The 22456-nt window shown below is 62.9% G+C and carries 16 protein-coding genes; 11 read left to right on the top strand and 5 right to left on the bottom strand.

What is annotated here, in order from left to right; genetic code table 11:
- Positions 1-150: carbon storage regulator (locus LBK75_02670; protein MDR1157196.1), on the bottom strand; the 150-nt coding region annotated here is incomplete at its 3' end.
- 593 nt (positions 151-743) lie between these two features.
- On the opposite strand from LBK75_02670, the gene LBK75_02665 reads away from it, so the two are divergent.
- From LBK75_02665 to LBK75_02650, 4 genes are all read left to right on the top strand, one after another.
- Complete coding sequence (locus LBK75_02665) at positions 744-1739, top strand: YiiG family protein (GenBank protein ID MDR1157195.1); 996 nt, start codon at positions 744-746, stop codon at positions 1737-1739.
- A gap of 374 nt (positions 1740-2113) precedes the next feature.
- Positions 2114-3886 (top strand): HlyD family efflux transporter periplasmic adaptor subunit, encoded by a 1773-nt coding sequence (locus LBK75_02660; protein MDR1157194.1) that lies wholly within the window; start codon positions 2114-2116, stop codon positions 3884-3886.
- Positions 3876-4592 carry an ABC transporter ATP-binding protein gene (locus LBK75_02655; protein MDR1157193.1) on the top strand — a complete coding sequence of 239 codons (717 nt, stop codon included), beginning with the start codon at positions 3876-3878 and terminating at the stop codon, positions 4590-4592. The genes LBK75_02660 and LBK75_02655 overlap by 11 nt, the downstream gene beginning before the upstream one ends.
- Positions 4589-5770 (top strand): ABC transporter permease, encoded by a 1182-nt coding sequence (locus LBK75_02650; protein ID MDR1157192.1) that lies wholly within the window; start codon positions 4589-4591, stop codon positions 5768-5770. Before LBK75_02655 ends, LBK75_02650 begins: the two co-directional genes overlap by 4 nt.
- 63 nt (positions 5771-5833) lie before the next feature.
- Here LBK75_02650 and LBK75_02645 read toward each other — a convergent pair whose 3' ends face one another.
- The 3 genes from LBK75_02645 to LBK75_02635 form a co-directional block, all read right to left on the bottom strand.
- Positions 5834-6631: a hypothetical protein gene (locus LBK75_02645; GenBank protein ID MDR1157191.1), complete on the bottom strand. Its 798-nt coding sequence runs from the start codon at positions 6629-6631 to the stop codon at positions 5834-5836.
- A 78-nt stretch (positions 6632-6709) separates the two neighbouring features.
- Positions 6710-7417: a DUF5058 family protein gene (locus LBK75_02640; GenBank protein MDR1157190.1), complete on the bottom strand. Its 708-nt coding sequence runs from the start codon at positions 7415-7417 to the stop codon at positions 6710-6712.
- Entirely contained in the window at positions 7414-10005 is a 2592-nt protein-coding gene (locus tag LBK75_02635; protein MDR1157189.1) for a LuxR C-terminal-related transcriptional regulator, read from the bottom strand. Before LBK75_02635 ends, LBK75_02640 begins: the two co-directional genes overlap by 4 nt.
- A gap of 163 nt (positions 10006-10168) precedes the next feature.
- Between LBK75_02635 and LBK75_02630 the strand changes: the two genes are divergently transcribed.
- The 3 genes from LBK75_02630 to LBK75_02620 all read left to right on the top strand — a co-directional run bounded on the left by LBK75_02630 (position 10169) and on the right by LBK75_02620 (position 14407).
- Entirely contained in the window at positions 10169-10807 is a 639-nt protein-coding gene (locus LBK75_02630; protein ID MDR1157188.1) for a TetR/AcrR family transcriptional regulator, read from the top strand.
- 52 nt (positions 10808-10859) lie between these two features.
- A complete protein-coding gene (locus LBK75_02625; protein ID MDR1157187.1) occupies positions 10860-12107 on the top strand; it encodes a hypothetical protein in 1248 nt (415 codons plus the stop codon).
- 80 nt (positions 12108-12187) lie between these two features.
- Positions 12188-14407, top strand: coding sequence for an S-layer homology domain-containing protein (locus LBK75_02620; protein MDR1157186.1), 2220 nt, complete (start codon positions 12188-12190; stop codon positions 14405-14407).
- Positions 14408-14509: 102 nt separating this feature from the next.
- On the opposite strand, the gene LBK75_02615 is transcribed toward LBK75_02620, so the two are convergent.
- Entirely contained in the window at positions 14510-17548 is a 3039-nt protein-coding gene (locus tag LBK75_02615; GenBank protein MDR1157185.1) for a phosphodiester glycosidase family protein, read from the bottom strand.
- Positions 17549-18061: 513 nt separating this feature from the next.
- On the opposite strand from LBK75_02615, the gene LBK75_02610 reads away from it, so the two are divergent.
- The 4 genes from LBK75_02610 (at position 18062) to LBK75_02595 (ending at position 22376) form a co-directional block, all read left to right on the top strand.
- The gene (locus tag LBK75_02610) at positions 18062-19123 is read left to right on the top strand and encodes a chromosome partitioning protein ParA (protein ID MDR1157184.1); all 1062 of its coding nucleotides are present in this window, start codon (positions 18062-18064) and stop codon (positions 19121-19123) included.
- A 125-nt stretch (positions 19124-19248) separates the two neighbouring features.
- On the top strand, positions 19249-20487 hold the full coding sequence (locus tag LBK75_02605; protein MDR1157183.1) for a CpaF family protein: 1239 nt from the start codon (positions 19249-19251) through the stop codon (positions 20485-20487).
- 131 nt (positions 20488-20618) lie between these two features.
- Entirely contained in the window at positions 20619-21422 is an 804-nt protein-coding gene (locus tag LBK75_02600) for a hypothetical protein (GenBank protein MDR1157182.1), read from the top strand.
- Positions 21423-21500: 78 nt separating this feature from the next.
- Positions 21501-22376, top strand: a complete 876-nt coding sequence (locus LBK75_02595) for a type II secretion system F family protein (GenBank protein ID MDR1157181.1) — start codon at positions 21501-21503, stop codon at positions 22374-22376.
- The last annotated feature ends 80 nt before the right edge of the window (positions 22377-22456 follow it).

Here is a 22456-nt window from a genome sequence, read left to right as displayed (position 1 = left end):
CTCGCGCTCGTAGACGCGCTGCCGCAGGATCCGCATGCCTTTCGGCGCCTCTACGCCCAGTCGGAACAAGCTGCCGGTCTTGATGACTTTGATCTTTACGTCCTCTCCTATGACGATGTAATCGCCTTCCTTCACCCCCAATACCAGCATCTTAGCACCTCCCTGTTGCATGTCCTCGCCTACAACGGAATTGACATTCCGGTGTGAAAAAACGCTCGCCGGCGGCCCGGCGCGGCGACGGCGGCGCGGCGGAAAACCCTTGCCGCAGACTGCTTTCCCGTTCATGTGGCAAATCCCGCGCCGATTTGACTCCCTTGACGTTTCAACCTTGCGTCGCCAAAAACTTCCGTCGGATGCAAGGCCGAGAGCGTTTTTGTCAAACGAAACAAGATCCCAGCGAATATCCGTATATTCGTCAGGATCTTGTCACAATATGCCGGAAAAAGATCCGGTGCAGCGTCAAACACGAAGTCTAGAATGCTGAATTACAAAATTTTCCATAACGTGAAAAGCACTTGACAATAGATAACAAACGCATTATCATTTGAGTAAAGAGAATAGTCCGTATGAGGTTTCGTTAAGAAATCACAAAAATCGATGTCGCGCATACTTGAACCATGAATATATGCGTCAACATAAGCTCGCGCCGTGCGGGTTCGTTGAGTTTGATAAGAAATAATATGGAGGCGAAGCGGGGGATGTGGAGGCGCTTTTTGCCAATGGAGAGAGAAAGAGGTTTTGTTGTGAAGAAGCTGCTCCTGTTTGTGTGCGTGCTTACCTTGGTGTTTGCCCTGCCCGCCTGCTCCTGGATGGGACAAAGCCTGGACGATATGGCGGACAGCGCCGGGGGTGAACCCGAGGTGGACCCGGAGGCCGCTGAGGTCTACAAGCACAACGCGTACATCGAACTGTACAACGACATCCAAAGCGACATCGAAAGGGTCGTGTTCGACTACATAGAGGCGTTTGGCTCGGACGACACTGTTCACATAGACGACGACTTTGACGGATACTCCTTGTATGCCACGAACATTGCGGACAGCCTCGCGGAGGCGATGGAATACGTGGACAAAGAACCGCTGGACACGGCGTCAGACGACGCTCTGCGGGCCTTGGAACCGGTGCTCAGCCGCTATGCCGCCGCGCTGACCGAAGCTAAAAAATATTACGGAGACAAAAATTACGTGGACGACGACCTGGGCCGGGCTCAGGCGTTTCACGACGTCATTGTGGGCGAATATACGCTGGTGTGGGAGAAGGCGGACGCTTTCCTGTGGGCGCTGGACGCACTGCTGGAGGGGCAGTCTGAGGAACAACTGGCCGCGTACCGGGAAAACGGGCAGATGATCCACTACTACAGCCTGCTCTCGCTGATCAGCGCGCAGGATATCAATCTATATCTCACCGACTGCGGCATCGGCGCCGAGAACATACACGACATCAACATGGTCGAATTCCGTCCGCTCTACAATGCGTTTACGGACGCCTATGTGGAATATACGGCGCTGGCCGAAAACAAAGACGCGATCGACGCCGAAGGATTCTTCTCTCTCTTCTCGTACAGCAGCGAGCTCGCCGATTTGAAGGCCAGTCTCTCCGAACTGATCGATATGGTACAAAACGGCCGGAGGTTCAGCGACATCGACGTCCAAGTCGCGCATATCACCGAGGGTACGCCGGAACACATCCGTGAAAGCACACAAAAACTGCTCGACGCGTACAACAGTGGGATTGTCTGAGCGCCATGTTTTGTTTCCGCGCGCGGCGCAGAGGCAAACCGCGTTCGGGAGCCTCCAAGAAGAGCCGTCGAAGACGGCCAAATCCCGTCTATTTGGACGGGGGAGCGGTTTTGTACATCCTGCGGGGAACTTTTTCGCCAAGCGGACGTCTAAACGCGTATACCCGGCGTTTGCCCGGAGCTGTCATTTTTTGTTACCGGATTGTTGCCACTTGTTCTTGTACTGAGAAGAACTACGGTATACAATGGATGAGAAAGGGTGAGAATCGGCCGCTTTGCGGAGGAAGGGCGGCTTTGTTCGTTTGTTTTGGAGGGAAATCCAGCGTTTGCGTTCTCCCTTCGTGCGGAGAAATGATGTGCTAGGAGGTAAATGTCGTGTCGGAAAGCGAAAATACCATATGGACAGACAGCGCGGCGCCGGTCGGGGACAGTCAGAACAGGGCGGCGGAACAGACGGCCGCTCCGTGGGAATCCCCATCGGGCCCGGGAGGGCCGGGGAACCCGGGGCAGTCCGCCCGGAACCGGAGGCGCCGTAAAAAAATCATCAAAACAACCGTCGGTATCGCCGCGGCGCTGCTCGTTTTGGGCGGTATCGCCTACGGCATGTACCGGCTGTTCTTCATCGAGCCGCCGGTCTCCTATGCGACGGAGTTCATCTATACCGGCATGCTGGAGACCAGCGTCAGCGGCTGGGGCAACATACGGCCCGTCGAGTCCTCCGACATCGCGGTGCAGAACCGGGGACGCGTACTGGAGAGCTTCTTCGCCGCTGGCGACATGGTGCAGGAGGGCGATATGCTGTTTACGCTGGACTCGGAGACCCTGGACGCCGAAATCGCCGAGGTCCAAAAAAAGATCGCCGACCTGACCGAGGATCTGACGGCGATCCAGGGCGACCGGCAGGAGCTGATGAACAACCTGGAGCTGAAAGCGCCCTTCGCGGGCCAGCTCATCGAGGCTGAAACGCTGAAGGCGGGGGACACGGTGACCGTCGGCACCAAGGTGGGCACAATGGTCGACAACCGGACGCTCTCGCTTTCGCTTTACTTCAGTTACGCCTACGAGGACGTCATCCGTACCGGCATGACGGCCCGCGTGTCGGTCCCCGCGTATATGTCGGCGGTCGAGGGCTCGGTGGCGCAGATCCACAAAGTGCGGCGCGTGTCGCCGGAAGGTGTTATGACGTTTGAAGTCGTAATCGACATACAAAACCCCGGCTCGCTCACCGACGGCATGGACGCCGGCGCCTCCCTTCAGTCGGGCGGCGAGGAAATCTTCCCGAGCGAAGCGGGCAAACTGGCCTACAAACGCACCGAGGATCTGATCATCAAGGCCCCCGGCGTGCTCCAGACGGTGAACCTTGTGAACTACCTCGACTACCGAGCCGGCGAGACGCTGTGCCGCATCGAGTACAAGCAGGACAACGCCGAGGCGGAGACCATCGAAAAGCAGATTCAGGACCTCGAAAAAGAGATCGCAACCAAAAGCGAGGGGTACAAGAACCTCCAGGTCACGGCCCCGATTGAGGGCACCGTCATGTACAACAACCTGGTCCCCGGGACGGTCGTGGAACCGGGACTGGCCGTTATCTCCATCGCACAGCTCCAGAAGATGATGGTCGAGGCCCAGGTGGACGAGCGGGACGTGGGCAAGGTGCAGCCCGGCATGCCGGTGGAGATCACCGTCTGGGGCCCGAACGGCCAGAGCTCCATGGTCGGCGCCGTCAAATCGGTCAGTATGCAGGCCGGTACGGACCAGGCCGGCATGGGATCCGGTTATTTCCCGGCCATCTTTGAGATCGACAACTACGGAGGCTCGCTGATGAGCGGCATGGGCGTCGACTACCGCCTGATCGTCGAGCAGAAGACGGACATCTTAGTCGCGCCGGTCATCGCGGTCAAGAACACGGAGCAGGGCACCTGCGTCTTCGTCAAAGCCGACGCGCCGCCGGAAAACGCCATTGAGCTGGAGGGGAACATCGTGCCGTCCGGTTTTTACGCCGTGCCCGTCGTCTGCGGCATCGGCAATGAAAACGGCATCGAGATCGTCTCCGGCGTCGCGGACGGGACAGAGGTGTTCACGCAGATCACCCCTTACGATGAGAACAACCAGGACGGCGGCGGGATGGTGGTGTCCTATGCAGGCTGAACCGCTGATTGACGTCCGGGCGGTCTATAAGATCTACCACGAGGGCTTCGAAAACGAAGTGCGGGCGCTGGACGGCGTCAACTTGCGGATTGGCCGCGGCGAATACGTGGCAATCGTGGGCGCCTCGGGCTCGGGAAAATCCACCCTCATGAACATATTGGGCTGCCTCGACCAACCTACTTACGGCGACTACCATCTGGACGGCCTCCTGGTCTCGGACCTGCCGGACCGGAAGCTCGCCCGCATCCGCAACCGGGAGATCGGCTTCATCTTCCAAGGCTTCAACCTGTTAAACGGCCTCACGGCGCTTGAAAACGTCGAGCTGCCCCTCGTCTACCAGGGTGTGCGCGGCGAGCGGCGGCAGAGCATGGCCGAGGAGGCGCTCCGCCGCGTGGGCCTCGAACATCGCATGCGGCACAAACCGGGCGAGATGTCGGGCGGCCAGCAGCAGCGCGTCGCCATCGCCCGGGCCATCGCCGCCAAGCCCGCCATCCTCATGGCCGACGAACCGACCGGCAACCTCGACTCCCGCACCGGCGAACACGTCATTTCGATCTTAAACGGGCTGCACCGCGAGGGCGTCACCATCCTGCTCATCACGCACGACAACAACGTGGCGCGGGTGGCCCGCCGGCGCGTCGGGATCATGGACGGGCGCATCACGCGGGACGAAACCGAGGGCGGCGGAGAGGAGGCGACAGGATGAAATTCGCACAGTCATTCAAAATGGCGTTCAAATCCATCCTGGCCAAAAAGGGGCGCGCCGTCTTGACGATGGTGAGCATCTTCATCGGCGTGGCCGCCGTCATCATCATGGTGTCGCTCCAGCAGGCCCAGACCGACTACTGGATGGAATACATGCGCAACATGGGTACCAATCGCATCCAGGTCTACGCCAGCATGTGGGGCGGCAAGGACTTCACAAAACAGCTCTACGACTTCTGCCTCGGCATGACGGACCTCGTCGAAGGCGTGACGCCGAGCCAGACGCTGTGGGGCACTCAGACGCGCTACGGCGCGAAAAATATGAACGCAAACCTCTACTTCGGCTCCGAGCAGTACGGTGTCTGCACAAATTCCACCGTCGCGGCCGGGCGGGATCTCAGTTACATGGACATCGAGAAGATGAACCGGGTGTGTGTCATCGGTTCGGCCGTCAAAGACAAGCTCTTTGACTACCAAAACCCCGTCGGCGCGCGTATCACGATCAACAACCAGAGTTTCACGGTGGTCGGCGTGTACAAGCAGAAGTTCGACGGCTCCGAGTATTCCGAGGACAACATCGTCTTGGTGCCCTACTCGCAGAACCGGCTGCTGGCGCGGGACACGCGCATGGAGCAGTTTGTCGTCAAGGCCAAGGACGCCGCCGCCACCGACAAGGCCATCGACCGGCTCAAGATCTACCTGATGGCGATGTACCGGGACCGCCCCTATGCCGGGTACGACGTTTACAGCCTGAACCAGTCCATCGAGGAGGGCAACCAGCAGGAGCGGCAGAACATGCTGATGTTCGGCGGCATCGCGGCCATTTCGCTGCTGGTCGGCGGTATCGGCATCATGAACATCATGCTTGTCACCGTGACCGAGCGCACCAGGGAGATCGGTGTGCGCAAGGCCATCGGCGCCGAGCGGCGGAGCATCATCGCGCAGTTTCTCATCGAGTCGTCCCTGGTGTCGGCGCTCGGCGGGGCGCTGGGCGTGATCCTGGGCATTCTGGGGACTCTCGTTTGGATCAAGATCAGTCAGAACAAGATCTTTTACCCCTCGCCGTTCATCATGCTGTTGGCCTTCGGCGTCTCTGTGGCCCTCGGTGTTGTCTTCGGTCTATACCCAGCCGCCAAAGCCTCCCGCCTGCAACCCGTAGACGCGCTCCGCAACGAGTGATGTTTTTAGAAACATCAGCGATGTTTCATGGCCCGTAGACGCGCTCCGTAGCGAGTGATGTTTTCAGGGCGCGGAGATGCGGATGTGCCCGCGTTTGTATAAGAGTTTGCTCCCGTAATAGGTGAGGGGCAAAAGGGCGAGGATGACGAAGCCGCGGAAGGAGGACATGATCACCCCGCGGTCCGGTTGGCCCAGGAAGACGTCGAGACCCAGCAGGAGACTGAGTTCCCGGTCGAACCGCGCGATCAGCAGTGTGAGGACGGCGGGCAGAAGCAGGCTCTTCCAGCGGCCCGCCGCGCGCAGGCCGCCGCCGAGGGACCCGCCCAGCGCGCCGGCGGCCAGAGCCCCAAACAGTGCGGGCAGTACGTTGGCCGAGACGGTCTGTACCTCGGGCCGCGTCAAGACGGGCTGCAGCGGCACGAACAGCGCCACACAGACCACCACCAGGCCCATGACGAGGAGTGACGACACGCCGACCGCCAGGGTGGCTATCACGTCGGCGTCCTCGGTACCGGCCTCCACGTGCAACTGTTTCAGCGCGTTCTCGGCCACCGGCAGCTTGACGTTGATGATCTCCCCCGTGATGAAAGAGAGATAGACGGAGCTGCCGAGGACAGGCGTGTAATAGAGAACCTCGGAAAGACTTGAGGGCACAAAGATCATCAGCAGGGGCAGCGCGGTCTGAAATACCTGCCCAAAGGACGGCAGGCAGTCAAACCGGAGCCCCAGCAGGGTGGGGATGCCCAGCATGATCAGCAGGGCGCCCACCGTGCCCCAGCGCCCCAGCCTGTGCATGGCCCGCAAATGCCGCGCACTCTCCGCCGCGTGCGGAGAGGCGGGCGGCTCCGGTGTCGTATGCATGCGCTGCGCGCCTCCTTTCCCGGCCGAAACGCCCCGGCCGTCCGGTGTGTCTGTACGCAAAGGGCATCTGATTTTGGGTCACGACAGAAGCGCGGTCCACAGCAGCGACGACGCCATGGCCGCCAGCATGCAGAGAACGGGCGCGAACTCCGGAAGCCAGGCGAGCCGGCCGCGCCGGCTGGCGCGGCGCAGCGCCGCAGACAACGCCGCGCTGGTGAGCAGGGTCAACAGGGAGACGGAGAGGGTGAGCAGGAGCGGGACAATCATGACGAGGAAGATTGTGGCGACGAACGCGCCGGCGCCGAGCGCGCCCCAGTGCGGGTCATGCCGCCGCAGGTTCAGCGTGCCCCGCTGGATGCGCGGCGCAAACAGGACGGCGCAGACCATGCCGCCCAGAATCCCGATGGTCATGACATACATGACGAGAACAAACGTCTCTGCCGACGCCCCGGCCGCCCCGGCGACCCCGGTTGCCCCGAGGGACATCTGGGCGGCCATCAGTTCGTAGACCGTATTGCCGACAATGGACAGCCGCCACCAAGAGAGCGGAATGCCCAGCAGCGGGGCCAGACTGAAAAATCCGATCACCACGGCGGCGGCGGGGAGCAGCGTACACGAGAGCGCGCCTTTGACGACGCGCCGGAGTTGCGCCCGTGTATACCCGATGTGTAGCGCGCGCCGCCAGGACCGGTGGAGGAACAGCGCGGTGAGGGCGGCGATGTACAAAACGCCGCCCGCGACCAGCAAGTAGGTCAGCGTGTCCCCGGCGAGTGTGAAGTAACTCACATTCTCACCTCCGACGCCCCGGCGGGACGTCGGGGCCGTCCGGCGCCGATGAGACGCATGTCCGCCGCGATGCGCACGGCGTCCGCCCGGTTGACGGCGCCCAGTTTGTTGTATATACTCTTGATGATACCCTTCACCGTGTTGTCCGAGAGGTAGAGGGCGGCGGCGATCTCCGCCCGCGTGAGGCCCTGCGCCAGGCTGCTCAGCACCTCCCGTTCGCGGGGGGAGAGCCGGACGGGCTCCGCATCCTCCCGGACGTAGGCCTTGACAAAGAGCGTCAGCTTTTTGGCGTAGGCGGAGGATTTGCGGTGTATGTTCTCCAGCCAAGGCCGCGAGAGATGGCAGGACGTGTCCTCCAGCGCGGCGCCGGTCAGGGTTCGCATGTCCCGTCCCAGCTCGACAAAGGGCATGTCGAGGTCCTCGCACCGGGCAATCGCGCGGGCCTCCGCGAGCGCGCGCAGCGCGCCCGGCCTGTCCCCGATGCGGTAAAGGCAGACGGCCCGCAGCACGGTGAGTTCGAGTTTGCCTATCAAAAAATCATCTACCCCCCGCAGCGCTTCCCGGTTTTCGAGGAAGGTGAGGACCAGATGATACTGTTTCTCACCCATGTGATATTTGGCCCGCACGATGTTTTCGAACCCGTAGAGCAGCGAGTTTAAGTCGCTCTTCGCGAAGTCGTTTTTCAGCCAGACGGCGATGTCGCCGGGGCGGTCGATCTGCGCGAAGAACCAACCCGCCGCGATGTCGTACAGCGTGTTGCCGTTGAAAAACTCCGGGTGGCCGCACAGAGCCTCGAGCCGAGTCAGCAGGTGAAGGACTTTCGGCACGTCTCCCGCATGGAGGGCGATTCGGATCAAGAAAAACAGCCCGCGGGTCTCCACCTGAAACTGCTCCCGCTCACGCGCCTGATCGACGGCTCGGTGGGAGAGGCGTTCGGCGTTTTTCAGATCGTTTTTGAAGTAAGCGGTCTCGGCGGCGGCGAGGGCCTCCGTTCCGTACAGCATGCCGTTTTTTGCCTTTGTCACGTAGTGTGCGTAGCGGGCGTAGATCGCATTTGCACGTGCGAGGCAGCCCCGCTCGGCCGGGTGGGCGACCCGGTTCACATAGGAGCTGATGAGTGTCCGCTCGGTGGGCCCTCGGATCATGCCGCCGCTGAGCTGGAAGTACCGGTAGCCCATCTCGCAGTGGTAGGAGTGATCCAAGATATTTGTATGCAGGGCTGTGAACAGCCCGATGTAGCCGAGTTGCAGGTGGCACTCCGAGAGCAGCCAGCAGTGCGTCTGCGTGGGCGGCAGCGGCTCGTAGCGCCGGATGATCTCACGTGCCTCCTCGGCCGCCTCCTCGAAGCGCGAGAGGCTCTGGAGCGTCTTGTTTTTGATAATATACAGCTCTACGTGGTCGCGGTAGGCGTGCTCCGGAAGTCTCTCCAGCAGCGCGAGCAGGTACTCGGCGTCGTGCCTCGGCGTCATCCGGGTCATCGGGTAGGCGGTCTCGGCCACGCCCCGGTAGTCGCCCGCTTTCTCGTAGTAGGTGACGGCGTCGATGGCGTAGTCGTTGGCGGCGCACCAGCGCGCGGCTTTCGTATAAATGGTCTGCCGCTCTTCCGGCGTGAGCCGGCTCTGTTTTTGGTGCAGGAACTCAAGAAAGAGATGGTGGATCCGGTAGGCGTCCGTGTGGCTGTCGTACCGGATGAGAAAGCTCATCCGCCCGATCTGCGCCGGCAGCGACGCCTCCGGCGCCAGTGCCCGCAGCAGATCCATCGGCAGGTGTTCGAGAAGAGAGAGTCCGACGAGAAAACGCTGCAGCGGCTCCGGCGCCACCGAGAAAATCTCCGCCTCGATCAGTTTGAAGAGATTCAGCCGCATCGCGGACAGCGCGTACGCCTCCCCCGTCGGGCCGTTTTTGAGCGCGAGCGCGAGCAGGCTGACGGCAAAGGCCCACCCCCCGGTGGCCGTGTAGGCGCCGGCGGCGGTCTGTGGCGAAAGTGTGATGCCAAGCATCCAAAAGTACCGCAGCATCTCATCCTTCCGAAAGCGGAGGTCCTCCTCGCCGATCTGAAACAGCTGCCCCCGGGCCATCGGACTTATCAGATTGACGGCCGGTTCGCTGCGCGAGATCAAGATGACGGAGACATCCTGAAACGGTGCGGCGGCGACCTCCACAAACTGCAGAATCGCCGGCTCCCGGATCAGATGAAAGTCGTCGAAGACGAGGACGTACCGCGCCTCCGACCGCGTCTCGGACAGGGCCCGGTACTGTGCCAGCTGTGCCGTAGTCTCGGGGAACCCAATGGCCTTCATCCGGGCCGCAAACGCTCGGTCGTACTCCGCAAACGCCCGGGTGAAGGTGTCCCAAAACCGACTGGTCAGGTTGTCCGCCGCGGAAAGCGGCAGCCAGAATGTCACCGCCTCGCTGGTCCGCAGAAACGAATCCACTGCCTGCGTCTTGCCAAACCCCGGACCGGCCACCACCGTGACCAGCTCGCTTTGTATGGCCTGGCGCAGCAGGTTGTGGATATGCGGTCGCTCCAGATACGCTTGGCGACCGGACATGATGGCAGTATTGCGGGTAAAAAATGACCCCGGCATGGCGCACCTCCTTGCTCTCTCCTGTGCTTCGTCTTCGCTGTTATCATACAGGGTGTACGGCGGCCGTTGCAAGCCACAAATGTGAGAGATTGTCAGATAACGTGCGGTGGGGGCCAAATTGTCAGATAACTTCAGATCTGGTAAAATTAGAGTGGGTGTCAAAATGTCAGATAGCTTCAGATCTGGTAATTTTAGAAAAGAAGACCTGCGTATCGTCAAGACGAATAAAACACTGGTCCTGGCGATGCTGTCTCTGCTGCGGCGCCGGAACTTCAATAGGATCACGGTGTACGACCTGTGCGGCGAGGCCCTCGTGAGCCGGACGACGTTTTACGCGCATTTCAACGACAAATACAGCCTGCTGCGGCATTGTCTGGAGGACCTTGAAACAGCCCTGGTGCAGGTGCCGCCCGAGACCCGGGCGGCGGTCATCACGCAGTATATACAGACACAGCGCAGCGTGTTGGCCAACCTGCTGAGCGATGCAAACGCCGAGCTGCGCGCCATTTTGACGGATTTTTTGTCGAGACTCGCGGGGGAGGTCTTCCCGGTGGCGCCGGACAGAGCACCCTCGGTCCACCGCGGCGATCTGTCCCTGTTCTGCGGCGGCGGGCTGCTGAGTTTGCTGCTGTGGCTGGTGAACAAGAATTTTCCCACTGGCAGCGAGACGCTGGCGCTGTATCTCTGCGAGATGCTGCAGGCGCTGTATCGGTGGGACGCCGAGTGGCCCGGCCCTGCCACCGCGCGGACGGCGGATGACGCCTCTCCGGAGCCGCCGGAGCGGCCTCCTTCCGCCTTCTGACACTTGAATTGGACGCTTGAATCAGAGATTGCTAGATATTGGAGGTATTGGCATGCGTCGAACCGAACTGTCCGCGCCTGAAAAGGAAAACACACTGAGCGCGCTGATGCGGGCGGCCTGCGCGGATCTCGGCAATCCGGCCGTCCTGATCGACACGAGCTACAACCTGCTCGCCAGCACGGAGAACACCGTCCGCGACGATCCGCCGTGGAACGAACTCATGACGCTGGGGCACTTCTCTCACGAGATGGTGGATTTCTTTTTCCGGGAAAACTTTGTTCGGGCGTTCGCGGAAAACCCCGTGGTGGCGCCCATGGTGAGCGGCGTGCTGCCCTATGACCGGGTGGCCGGCAAGATTTTCGACGAAAACGGGATCCAGCTGGGCTGTATCGTCGTGGTCGCTTGTTACCGCCCCTTCGAGGTGGGGGAATGGGCGCGCCTCGAGGCAGTCTGCGAGCGCTTCTCGGAATCGCTCCGGCGTCATCCGGGACTGCTCACCGAGCAGGTGTTCGGCGGCGGACCGCTCGGCGCGCTGATCGCGGAAAACACGGAAGACGCGGGCCATACGGGGGAGACCGCCGGCGCGGCGGGCGGGCCGCCCTTCTGGCCGGACCGCGACCCGGACAGCCTGCGGGACATCTACGAGGGGCTCAAACCGCATCTGTTCCTTCTCATTGTGGACATCTCCCGTTACGATCCCACGTTGTCTCACCTCGCGTACTTCAGGGATCTCTTCGCGCGTCTCCAGGACGCGTGCAAGTGCGACATCTACCTAAACCACATTGTGATCTTGACGGGGACGGACCGGCCGCTGTTCAGCGTCCGGCGCGATCTGCCGGCCCTCGGAGCGTTTTTCGAGCGCTACGGCATCTATGCGGGCGTGAGCGGAGGGTTTCAGAACCTTTTGGAGGCGCGCGACCGTTACCGGCAGGCACTCGCCGCGCTGAATCACGGGATGGTCCAGAGCGGCAACGGGCATGTCTTCTGCTACGACGACTTTCGGATCGACCACTTCCTGGACGTCTGCAAAGACGCCATCGACGCCGGGAGTCTGATCCATCCGCTCGTCCCCCTGCTTAGGGACTACGACGCCGAACACGGCACCCGGTTTTTCGAGACGCTCCGCTGCCACATGTTCAGCGGGTTGGACGCGGAGCAGGCGGCGCTCCTGGCCGGCACCGACCTCGACACGCTGCGCGGCCGGCTGCAAGCGCTGGAGGAGCTCTTTGAGGTCGATTGGCGCAGCGGCCACACGCTGTTTTCGCTGACGCTGTCCTACAAGATCCTGGAGTCCGCCTGACCCGCGGGCGCGGCGGGACGCTCTCGCCGAAAAATGGAAATATCTTCAAATTTTGCGAATTTTATAAGGCGGTGTATTGCGTGAAACGAATTCTCTCCCTTGTGGCGGCGCTGGCGCTGTGCGCGGCGCTGTGCCTGCCGGCCGGCGCCGTGTTCTCCGACGTCCCGGACCCGGACGAGCACGCCGCGGCCATGCTGCTGCAGAACCTGGGTATCGTGGACGGCTACAACGACGGCGGCTTTCATCCAAACGACAGGCTGACCCGCGCGCAGTTCTGCAAGATGGCGATGCTGCTGTCCGGCGTGGACGACGTCACCTCCCACGCGGGGTATACGATCTTCCCCGACGTGAAGGCGGCGCACTGGGCGCGCGGCTATGTGAACGCCGCGGTGCGCGCGCGGAAGATCATCGCGGGGTTCCCGGACGGCACATTCCGGCCCGACGTGCCCGTCAGTTTTTCGCAGGCCGTCACGATCCTCGTGCGCCTGCTCGGGTACGGGGATGAGGACGTGGGCCTCGATTGGCCGCGCGACTACCTGGACAAGGCGGCCCTGCTGGGGCTGACGAAGGATCTGCCCGCCGGGCGTGAGGAGATCGACCGCGGTCTTGGCGCGCGGCTCTTTAGCAACATCCTCTTCGCGCAGGACAAAGAGGGCAAGCCCTTCGGCGAGCGGCTTGGCCTCTTGGAGCGCAAAGACGCCGTCGTACTGAAAGCCGATGTGCCGGCGCCCGACGGGTCCGCGTCCTTGGGGCTGCTCCTGCTGGGAACGGATCTCAGCGCGTCGGCGTTTGTGCCCGCCCGCGCCGCGACCGGCCTTGCCGCCGGTGCGAAGGGCACGCTCCTCGTGGACGGGGACGGGTATTTTCTCCGCTTCACGCCGGCGGCGCAGCGCGTCACGGCGCTGACGGCGCAGCGGATCACGGCGCTCGCCGTGACGGGAGAAGGCGGCGAGACGGTGAGCGGCATCGGTTCCGGCGCCCTTGTCTACGACGGCGAGGCGCTCACGACCTGGGGCGAGGCCTGGGTCGATTTCCCCGTCGGGACGCGGCTGCGGTTTTTCTTCACGGCCGGGGGTGCGGTGGAGTACGTCTTTTGGGACGGCGCGTCGTCCCAGACCGAGGCCCGGGTGCTGACGTTTGAACCGCCGGCCGGGCAGAATCCGCTGCCCGCGCTGGGCCTGCCGGCCGACGCCGTGGTGTATAAAAACGGCGCCGCGGCCTCCTGGGCCGACCTGCGCCGCTGGGATGTGCTGACCTACGGCGACAGCGCTGCGGCGACGGCTTCCAGCTTTCGGATCACCGCCCTGTACGAGGGCGGCGCGCCGAATCTGGAATCCCCCGAGACGGTGACGACGCTGGGCGGGCAGTCGTTTCCGGTGCTGCCGGAGGCGTCTGTCAAGCTGGGGACATACGCGCTGAACGCGCCCGTCACCTTTCTCTTTACGCAGGACCGCCGCGTGGCCGACGTGCAGCCGGTTTCGGTGCTGAACGCCCGGCAGCCGGGGGTCGTGACCGACGAGGGCGTCGTGACGCTCTGGAACGGCGTCACAGTCAGAGGGCGCAACACCAACGAGTCCGTCGGGCTGGGAGAGATAGCGGAGATCAACATGACGATCCCGGGCACGCTCTCACTGTCGCCCCTCCTGAAGACCGGCGGGGCCGTGTCGATCCAGCGGACGGCGGGCACGGCGGGAGCCGCGCCGCTCGCGGCCCACGTCCTTTTTTTTGACCGCTGCGCCCCGCAAGGGATCGCGGCCGCGGTGCCGGCCGACCGGCTGCCCGAGAGCATCCCCGCGTCGAAGGTGCTGTATGTCCGGCACGACGCGGCCGGCCGCGCCGACCTCGTTGTGTTGGACAACGTCACGGGGGACGGCTTCGCGTACGGCTTTCTCACCTATACGGAGGGGCACAACGCGTCGGGGCTGGACGACGTCTATGTTCCCTCGGTGGTCGAAGTGAGCGGACCGGACGGGACGCGCCGCTTCACGGCGCCCGTCGGATTCCCCCATCCCTCTGACGGGACCCCGGTGGGCGTAGCGGCCCGGGCGGGCGGCGACGTGACGGAGATCCGGCCGCTGACGCAGGTCAAGGGGATCCGCCGGGCCGACTTCTCCGCCGGCCGCCTCCTCGTCTCGGGCGTCTCCCTGTCGCTGCCGGACGGCATGAAGGTTTACATCCAGAGCACAAAGACCTATGCGACCGTCCAAGAGGCGCGGGTGCTGTCGAACGACTTCGAAGCCTATCTGGACGCTCCGGCCGCCGCGGGCGGGCGGGTGCGCCTGCTCACGGCGCGGGCCTGACGGCCGCATGGACCATCTCGGAGAACAACAGCCCCTGCCAATTGGCAGGGGCTGTTGTCGAAATTGGAAATTGTTGCATGCGCGGCGCTCTTAAAAATCTGCTCAGTACAGGCGGCTCAGGACTTTGGAGGCCTCGGCGCGGGTGATGTCGCCCGCCGGGCGCATTGTGTTGTCGGGGTAACCGGCGATGACGCCCAGAGAGAGCAGGGTGTCGATGTGTTCCTTGGCGTAGGCGGGGATACTTTCCCGGTCGCCGAAGACCGACGGCATCTTCACGTACCCGCGCGCGAGCGTCCGGCCGATGATCGTGCAGAACTCGGCGCGCGAGATGGAGGCCGCCGGGTCGTAGAACAGCCGGCCGCTCTGCGTCTTGCCCCGGACGACGCCGAGGGCGTACAGCGCGCGCACCTCGCGCAGCGCCGCCGCCGGGATCTCGTCCGTGTCGGTGAACGGCAGCGTCACGCTGTCGTACCGGCCGAGATCGACGCCCAGCATCCGGGCGATGTAGACGGCCATGTCGGCGCGCGTCAGCGCCCGGCTCGGCGCGTAATAGAACCGGCCGTCCCGTTCCTCGGCCGTGAGGACGCCCCGGTTGTCCAAAAAGGCGATGTCGCGGCGCGCCCAGTGCGTGAGTTCCACATCCGCGAACCGCAGGTCCGGGGGCAGCCCCTCCGGCAGGGTCGACAGGTCGAAGCTGCGGCGGTCCCGGTTGCCCGCCGGATCTACCGCCTCCAGCGTCAGCCGGTGCGGGTGGATGTCGTCCAGCGGCAGATACGCCGTCACGCGGCCCGTGAGTTCGTCGTGGGTGAAGCTCACGAGCACGCCGTCCAGCCGCAGCGTGATGTCTTCCCGCCGCAGGATGGCCCCGGTATCGTCCGTGACGACGGCCTCGAAGAGGATCCGGCCGGACTGGCTTGTGGCGTCGGCCTTCTCCACGGTCATCTTGGGCGGCAGGTTGTCCTCATACCGGTGGTGGGACGCCACCCACTGGTCTGTCAGAATGGTCCCCGAGAGCGCGCCGGACCCCGCGCGCAGGATGCTCAAGCCCGTCACCCGCGCCGCGCCGGCCGGGAGCAGCACCTGTGTGTACCGGTAGCCCGTGAAATTCAGCGTTTGTACCGTGAGGTCGGTCACGCCGCCCGAGGCGCCCTCCACCTTGACGCTCAGGATGTTTCCGGATTCGTCGCCGGAGACCCACAGGTTGAGGTAGGCGGGCGAGCCGGACAGCGGCAGGTCGACGGGCAGCGTCAGTGTCTGCCCCGCCGGCAGTCCCGTGAAGTCGTAGGAGAGGCGCCCCGCCCGGCGGCCGTAGCGCACATTTTCCGCCTCGGTTTCGTAGGCGAAGGAGATCTTGTCGTCGCCCTCAGAAAACCGCCCGGCGGCCTCCTCGAAATTTTCCACGGTCTGCGGGAGCTGACCCACCGTCACGGGGATGCTGACCGTGTTGCCGCCGCGCAGCGCCACCAGATAGCCCGTCACGCCGATGGTGTCCGCGGCTGTGAACGTGCCCTCCGCGTCGACGGCGCCGATGCGGCCGATGACGTCCCAGACAAAGCAGCTGTCCTGGCTCACGACCGACAGCGTGTCCACGAACCCGACGGCCGTCAGACGCACGCTCTCGCCGGGCATCACCGCGAGAGCGGTGACGGTCTGGTTCGTCTGTTCATTGATGAGGGTTAGGGAATCCAGCGCGTTTACGACCCGGACGACGGCGCCGCCGGAGACGCCGCCGGCCGTCGCCGCCACGGAGACGGTTCCGGGGGCGTGGGCCGTGAAGGTGCCGCCGGCGTCCAGTGTGCCGACCGTGTTGTTGTCACTCCACCAGGTGAAGGCGGGCGCCGGCACAGAGTGATAGTTGCCGTCCGCCGCGAAGCCCTTGTATGTGAGCTGCGCGTTTTGCAGGAGGACGGCTCCGTCCGGGTAAACGAAGATCCGCTCCGCGACGCTCTGGGCGGACGTCTGGTTGGCCAGCACGATAAAATCGGCCACGCGCCGCTGCGCGCCGTCCGACGGCCGGCCCGTGACGGTGAGTTCGCTCTGCCCGGGGTATCGCGCGCCCAGGATCGTCGAGCCGTCGCCGTCCAGGCCTACCGCATCCACGCAGCCGAGGGAGAGCAGACGCCGGGCCAGTTCCGTCAGCGAGAGGCCGAGGCTGTAGTTTTCCTGCCGGCCGTCCACCGTGTAGAACACGCAGGTGCCGTCCGCCTTGATGCCGACGGCTGTCCGAGGCGCCGTGCCGGCCTCCAGGCCGGAGACCGGCTGCCCGTTGGTCAGCAGCCGCTGGTACGCGCCCACCGCGTAGTCGCACGACGAAAGGCGCGCGTCGGCGCAGCGCACGGTGAGGCTGACCGAGGCGCCCGGCACAAGTCCCTCCAGCCGCATAAGCGGCCCCTGGGCGTCCGCGGAGAGCACCATCTCGCCCGCCCGGAGGACTGCCGGGGCCGCGCCGGAGAGGACCTCCTTCACCGTGCCGGTCACCGTGCCGCCCACCGTCAGCGCCCCGCTCACCGTCAGCACCACATGGGTGCCCGCCGTGTTCGTCTGCGTGTTCGCGGCAAAGTCCGGCGTGTAAAGGACCAGCCGGTCCCGGGTTCGGAGCCGGTTGACGTCGTCGACGGTGATGGTTCTGTCGTTGGTGCCGACCCGTGCCGTCAGGTTCACATAGACCGGCGATTTGAAGAGAAACACCCCGCCCGTCCGGGGAAATCCGACGGCTGTCTGGCCGCCGTCGGAGGCGCGCAGGACCCCCTCCGTGATCAGCAGCCCCGTCGGTACGCCGGTCTCCGGCGAGAAGGAATCGGCGTTTACAATGGCCACGGGTTCGATGCCCCGCGCCGTGAGACGCCGGTATACGTCGTTTAACGTGAGCGTTCCCCCGTACACGGCGTCGCCGCCCGCCGTCATCGCGGTGACGGCGGAGCCTGGGCCCCACTCTATGTAGCGCTCCTCCTGCCGCCCGGCGGTGCCATGCGTCAGCGTGGTCTGCGTCAGCACCGTCCGGTCGGCCAGCGTCAGCCGGTCGGCCCGGTGCAGCGTCCCCACATCCGCCACGGTGACGGGCGCGGCGGCGGCCGGGGCCGCGAGCAGCGCCGCACACAGCGCCGTACACAATACCAGCGCGGTCCCTCTTCTGATGTTCATATGGATCATCCTCCCGTGCCGGGACGGATACGCCGCTTCGCGTCCCGCGGCGCTGTCCCAAGTGGTGTCCCTCGTCATACGCGCGATTTAATATGTCGCATTTATTGTATCTCATTTTCCGCGTCAGGTAAACCGGAAATTTTGCCGGCGCAAAGCGCGCCTGCCGCGCCGGGGCTTTTCCGGCGCACTTTACAAAAACCTCGCGAATGCGCCAAGTATTCGCCGCGGTTTTTAGTTTATCTGCCAAAAAATTTTCCGATGCCGCGTCCGGCAGAAATTATTGAGGGCACCCGATTGACATCCGGTCGGATTTTACGATATAATTTGCTCGTTTTATGGGGCATCACGGAGGAAAAAACAGGGATTTAGGCGGCTTCGGTCACTTCTGCGGCTTGACGCCCGTCTGCGAGGGCCGCGCGCCCGGTTAGTACCTTGTTGCCGCGAAACGGCAACAAAAAACAAGAATTTGGGTTGTGGGTTGCAGGTGCGACCCGCGTTAGGGGAGATGGGACATTGAAGATCAAGATCGCCGTTTTGGAGGCGGACAAGCACTATCTGGACCGCATCATGGCCGCGTTCACGAGCCGGTTTTCCGAGAAACTGGAGCTCTACTCGTTTTCCGACCCCGTCTCCGCTGTCGAGACAGTCCGCGAAGCCCGGATCGACGTACTGCTCGCCGGCGACGACATAGACGTCGACCCTAGCGGCCTCCCCGCGCGGTGCGGATTTGCCTACTTGGTGGACTCTGTCGAGGTGGAGACTTACAACGGTCGGCGGACCATCTGCAAATTCCAAAAGGCGGACGCCATCTACAAGGAGATTCTCAGCATCTATTCCGAGACGGCGTCCCACACGTTTGGGGCGCGGTCGGCCGCCGGCGCGGCCGCCAAGGTGCTGACATTTCTCTCGGCCGCCGGCGGCGTCGGCAGTTCCACGCTCGCCGTGGCCTGCGCGATGGCACTGGCCCGGCGGGGGCATCCGGTGCTCTACCTGAACCTGGAGCAGTTCGGCGACGTGAGTCTTTACTTCAGCGGGCAGGGGCAGTTTGACTTCGGCGACGTCATCTATGCCATCAAAAGCCGGCGCTCCAACCTGGCGCTGAAACTCGAGAGCCTTGTGAAGCAGGACGACTCGGGCGTCCACTTCTATGACCGCTGCAAGACGCCCCTCGACATGACTGAGATGAAGCGGGACGACCTTGCGTTGCTGCTCGAGGAACTTTCCTCGGGCGAGTACACCCATATCGTCGTAGACGCGGACTTCTCTCTGCACCCGTTTTCCCTTGCGCTGCTGGAGCTGTCGAGCAGCCTGGTCTTCGTCTCCGACGGCTCCGAGGCGGCGAACACAAAGTTCACGCGGGCCTACCGCGCGCTGCAGGCGCTGGAGCAGCAGTCCGACCGGGCGCTGTGCAACCGCATCGCGCTGATGTACAACAAATTCGACAACCAGACGGGGCGGCGGATCGAAGACGAACACATCCCTGTCCTCGGCGGTCTCGCCCGGATGGAACAGGCGACGAGCAAGCAGCTCCTCGAACGGCTGCGGGCGATGCCGCTGTTTGACAAACTGATCTAACGTGGGTTGCACCTGCAACCCACAACCCAAATTCTTGTTTTTTGTTGCCGCTTCGCGTAAGGGCCCGCCCGACGCGGCGCTGGGCCGGGGAGATGTCGGAGACGCCAAACCGGAGGTGAAGGACCGTGCGGTATGAGGAAGAACAGGCGCTCATCGGCGAAATCAAGCAATACGCGCTGGACAGCCTGCCGCTGAGCCAGCTCTCAGACGAGGCGCTTGAGGAGGAGATCGAGCGGGTGACCGGCGAAAAGATCGGGACCCGCTACTGTTCGATCGAGAGCCGGCTCTCGATTGTGCAGCAGGTGTACAGTTCGATCCGCGGTTTCGGTCTGCTGGACTCGATCATCAGCGACGACAGCATCACCGAGGTGATGATCAACGGCCACGAAAACGTGTTTATCGAAAAAAACGGCCGGCTGATGAAGCTCGACCGGCAGTTTGAGACGCAGCGGCGTCTGGAGGACGTGATCCAGCGGATCGTCGGCCTGGCCGGCCGCGAGGTGAACCAGGCCAGCCCGATCGTGGACACGCGGCTGCCGGACGGGTCCCGCGTCAATGTGGTGCTGCCGCCGATCTCGCTCTCCGGCCCGGTCATCACGATCCGGAAATTCACGAAGACGCCGATGACGATCGACATGCTGATCCGCTACGGCTCGATCACCCGGGAGATTGCCGAGAAGCTGGAGATCCTGGTGAAGGCGAAATACAACATCTTCATCAGCGGGGGAACGGGTTCGGGCAAGACTACATTTTTAAACGCCCTCTCCGACTTCATCCCGAAGGACGAGCGCATCATCACGATTGAGGACTCGGCGGAACTGCAGATCAAAGGCATCGACAACATCGTTTCGTTGGAGACGCGCAACGCCAACGCGGCGGGCGCGGGGCGGGTCACGATCCGCGACCTCATCCGCTCCTCCCTGCGCATGCGGCCCGAGCGCATCGTCGTGGGCGAGGTGCGCGGCGGCGAGGCGCTGGACATGCTGCAAGCCATGAACACGGGTCACGACGGCTCTCTCTCCACGGGCCACGCGAATTCCACGCGCGATATGCTGAGCCGCCTCGAAACCATGGTGCTGCAGGGCGCGGCCGGGCTCCCGCTCGATGCCATCCGGCAGCAGATCGCCTCCGCCGTGGACGTCATCATCCATCTTTCCCGGCTGCGGGACCACGCCCGCAAGACGATGGAGATCACCGAGGTCCTGGACTACAAGGATGGGGAGATCCAGTTAAACCCTCTTTACGTCTTCGAGGAGGACGAACACAGCACGCTTGAGAAGGTCTCCGGCTCGCTGCGCCGGACCGAAAACCGGCTCGTAAACGACTTCAAACTCCGGCTGGCCGGCGCGAAGATCATCTTCTGAGCGCGGCAGACTTTGTATCGATTCGGGCGTCCGGGGGCGCCCATAGTACCTTGTTGCCGCGAAGCGGCAACAAAAAACAAGAATTTGGGTTGTGGGTTGCAGGCGCAACCCACGGTAGGACGGTGATGACGATGACGGCGCCGGCAAAGAAAAAGAAGAAGGAGCCCTACCATCCGAAGCGCGGCCTCTTTGGCAACGCGACCGATTACGCCGTGTACGAGATGAAGCTCTTCGAAAAGATTCTCTACTTCCTCGTCGGCGCGGCGGCGGGTGTGGGGGCGGGGTATCTGTTCTACGAGAACGTTTTCCTCTGCGGGGTGCTGCTGATGGTTTGCGGGCTTGCCTTCATTCCTTTTCGCCGCAAGCAGATCATCGAAAAGCGCAAGAAGAAGCTGCTGCTCCAGTTTCGGGACATGCTGGAGTCCCTCTCCACCTCGATCGGCGCCGGGTCCAACGTCCCGGACGCGTTCCTCGCCGCGGAGGACGACATGGCGAAGCAGCACAGCGAGGGCAGCGATATCCACCGTGAGATCAAGACGCTCAACGAGGGGATCTACAACAACATCCCGGTGGAGACGCTGCTGCTCGACATGGGCGAACGGAGCGGCCTTGAGGACGTTCTCAGTTTCGCCAACGTTTTTGAGACATGCTACCGAAAGGGCGGGGACACCAAAGAGGTGATCAAAAACACCCACCAGATCATCAGCGAGAAAATCGACATCATGATGGAGATCCAAACGGTGGTCACCTCGAAGAAGAGCGAACAGAACGCGATGATGTTTATGCCAATCCTCTTTGTTTTCCTGCTGAAGATGCTGGGCAAGGAGGTCGTCGATCTCACATCCGGCACCGGCATGGTCTCCACGACGATCGCCGTGGGGATTTTTGTAATCGCCTACTTCATCGGCAAACGGGTGCTGAACATCAAAATCTGACCGCAGCCGACTCGCCGCATCCCGGGTAGCGGTCCACGCGGCGGGCAGGCGCTCAAATCCGACTGAGGGGGGAGACGCATGGGCGCAATCGGGAGCGTCGGGATTCTCGCACTGCTCACGCTGGGGAGCCTTTTCTCTGTGTTCTTCATCCTGTTCTACCTGCGGGGACAGGATCTGGCGTACATGATCGAGCCGCTGCATGAGGGGCACCCGGTGAAGGAGATCTACCTTGTGGGTCTCGCTTCGCTGATGTTTATCCGCTATAAGTACAACAGCCGGTTTGACCGGAAGATGCTCGGCTACTGCAAGATCATCTATGGTGCCAAATTTGCCGACTACTACTACCGCATCGTGCTGGCCGAGATGATCTCCCTGGCGCTCTCGACGCTGATTTTCACCTGTTTCCTCTCGGCCATGGCCAATGAGATGCTGATTTTGCTCTTCGGTCTCGCGGCGGCGGCGGGTCTCGTCTACTACGTGTCTACGACAGTGACGGACAAGATCCACGAGCGGCAGGAGAGCATCTTCAGCGACTTTTCGGCCGTGTTGTCGAAGCTGGCGCTGCTTGTGAACGCGGGCATGATTTTGAGCGAAGCCTGGGAGAAGACGGCCGGTACGGGCGAAGGCGTGCTGTACGACGAGATGCGCGCGGCGATCGAGGAGGTGCGCAATGGGCAGCCGGAGATCGAAGCCTACTTAAACTTTGCCTCGCGCTGCGGCGTGCCGGAAGTGAACAAATTCGCCTCCACGCTGGTGCAAAATCTGAACAAAGGGAACCGGGAGCTCGTGGCCTTCCTGCGGCAGGCGTCGAACGAGAGCTGGAGCGAGAAAAAACACCGGGCCCGCCGCAAGGGCGAAGAGGCCTCCAGCAAGCTGCTGATCCCCATCGGGCTGATGTTCATCGGCCTGCTCATCATGATCATGGTGCCGATTTTGGCAAACGTCACATTCTGACGGCGGACGCAGCGGTCCGCCTTTTGTCTGCCTTTGAGAGGTGCCGGCGCATCAGACATTGCACGTCATTTGTACGCATA

The sequence above is a fragment of the Oscillospiraceae bacterium genome (assembly GCA_031265355.1).
In the GTDB taxonomy this organism is placed as follows: domain Bacteria; phylum Bacillota; class Clostridia; order Oscillospirales; family UBA929; genus JAIRTA01.
Note: the sequence above shows the minus strand (reverse complement) of the source record. Positions and strands in the feature narration are given on the sequence as shown.

Coding starts and splice junctions, on each gene's coding strand:
- LBK75_02655 (MDR1157193.1), top strand. CDS start 3,876: ATGCAGGCTGAACCGCTGATTGACGTCCGGGCGGTCTATAAGATCTAC.
- LBK75_02650 (MDR1157192.1), top strand. CDS start 4,589: ATGAAATTCGCACAGTCATTCAAAATGGCGTTCAAATCCATCCTGGCC.
- LBK75_02645 (MDR1157191.1), bottom strand. CDS start 6,631: ATGCATACGACACCGGAGCCGCCCGCCTCTCCGCACGCGGCGGAGAGT.
- LBK75_02635 (MDR1157189.1), bottom strand. CDS start 10,005: ATGCCGGGGTCATTTTTTACCCGCAATACTGCCATCATGTCCGGTCGC.
- LBK75_02630 (MDR1157188.1), top strand. CDS start 10,169: ATGTCAGATAGCTTCAGATCTGGTAATTTTAGAAAAGAAGACCTGCGT.
- LBK75_02625 (MDR1157187.1), top strand. CDS start 10,860: ATGCGTCGAACCGAACTGTCCGCGCCTGAAAAGGAAAACACACTGAGC.
- LBK75_02615 (MDR1157185.1), bottom strand. CDS start 17,548: ATGAACATCAGAAGAGGGACCGCGCTGGTATTGTGTACGGCGCTGTGT.
- LBK75_02600 (MDR1157182.1), top strand. CDS start 20,619: ATGACGGCGCCGGCAAAGAAAAAGAAGAAGGAGCCCTACCATCCGAAG.
- LBK75_02595 (MDR1157181.1), top strand. CDS start 21,501: ATGGGCGCAATCGGGAGCGTCGGGATTCTCGCACTGCTCACGCTGGGG.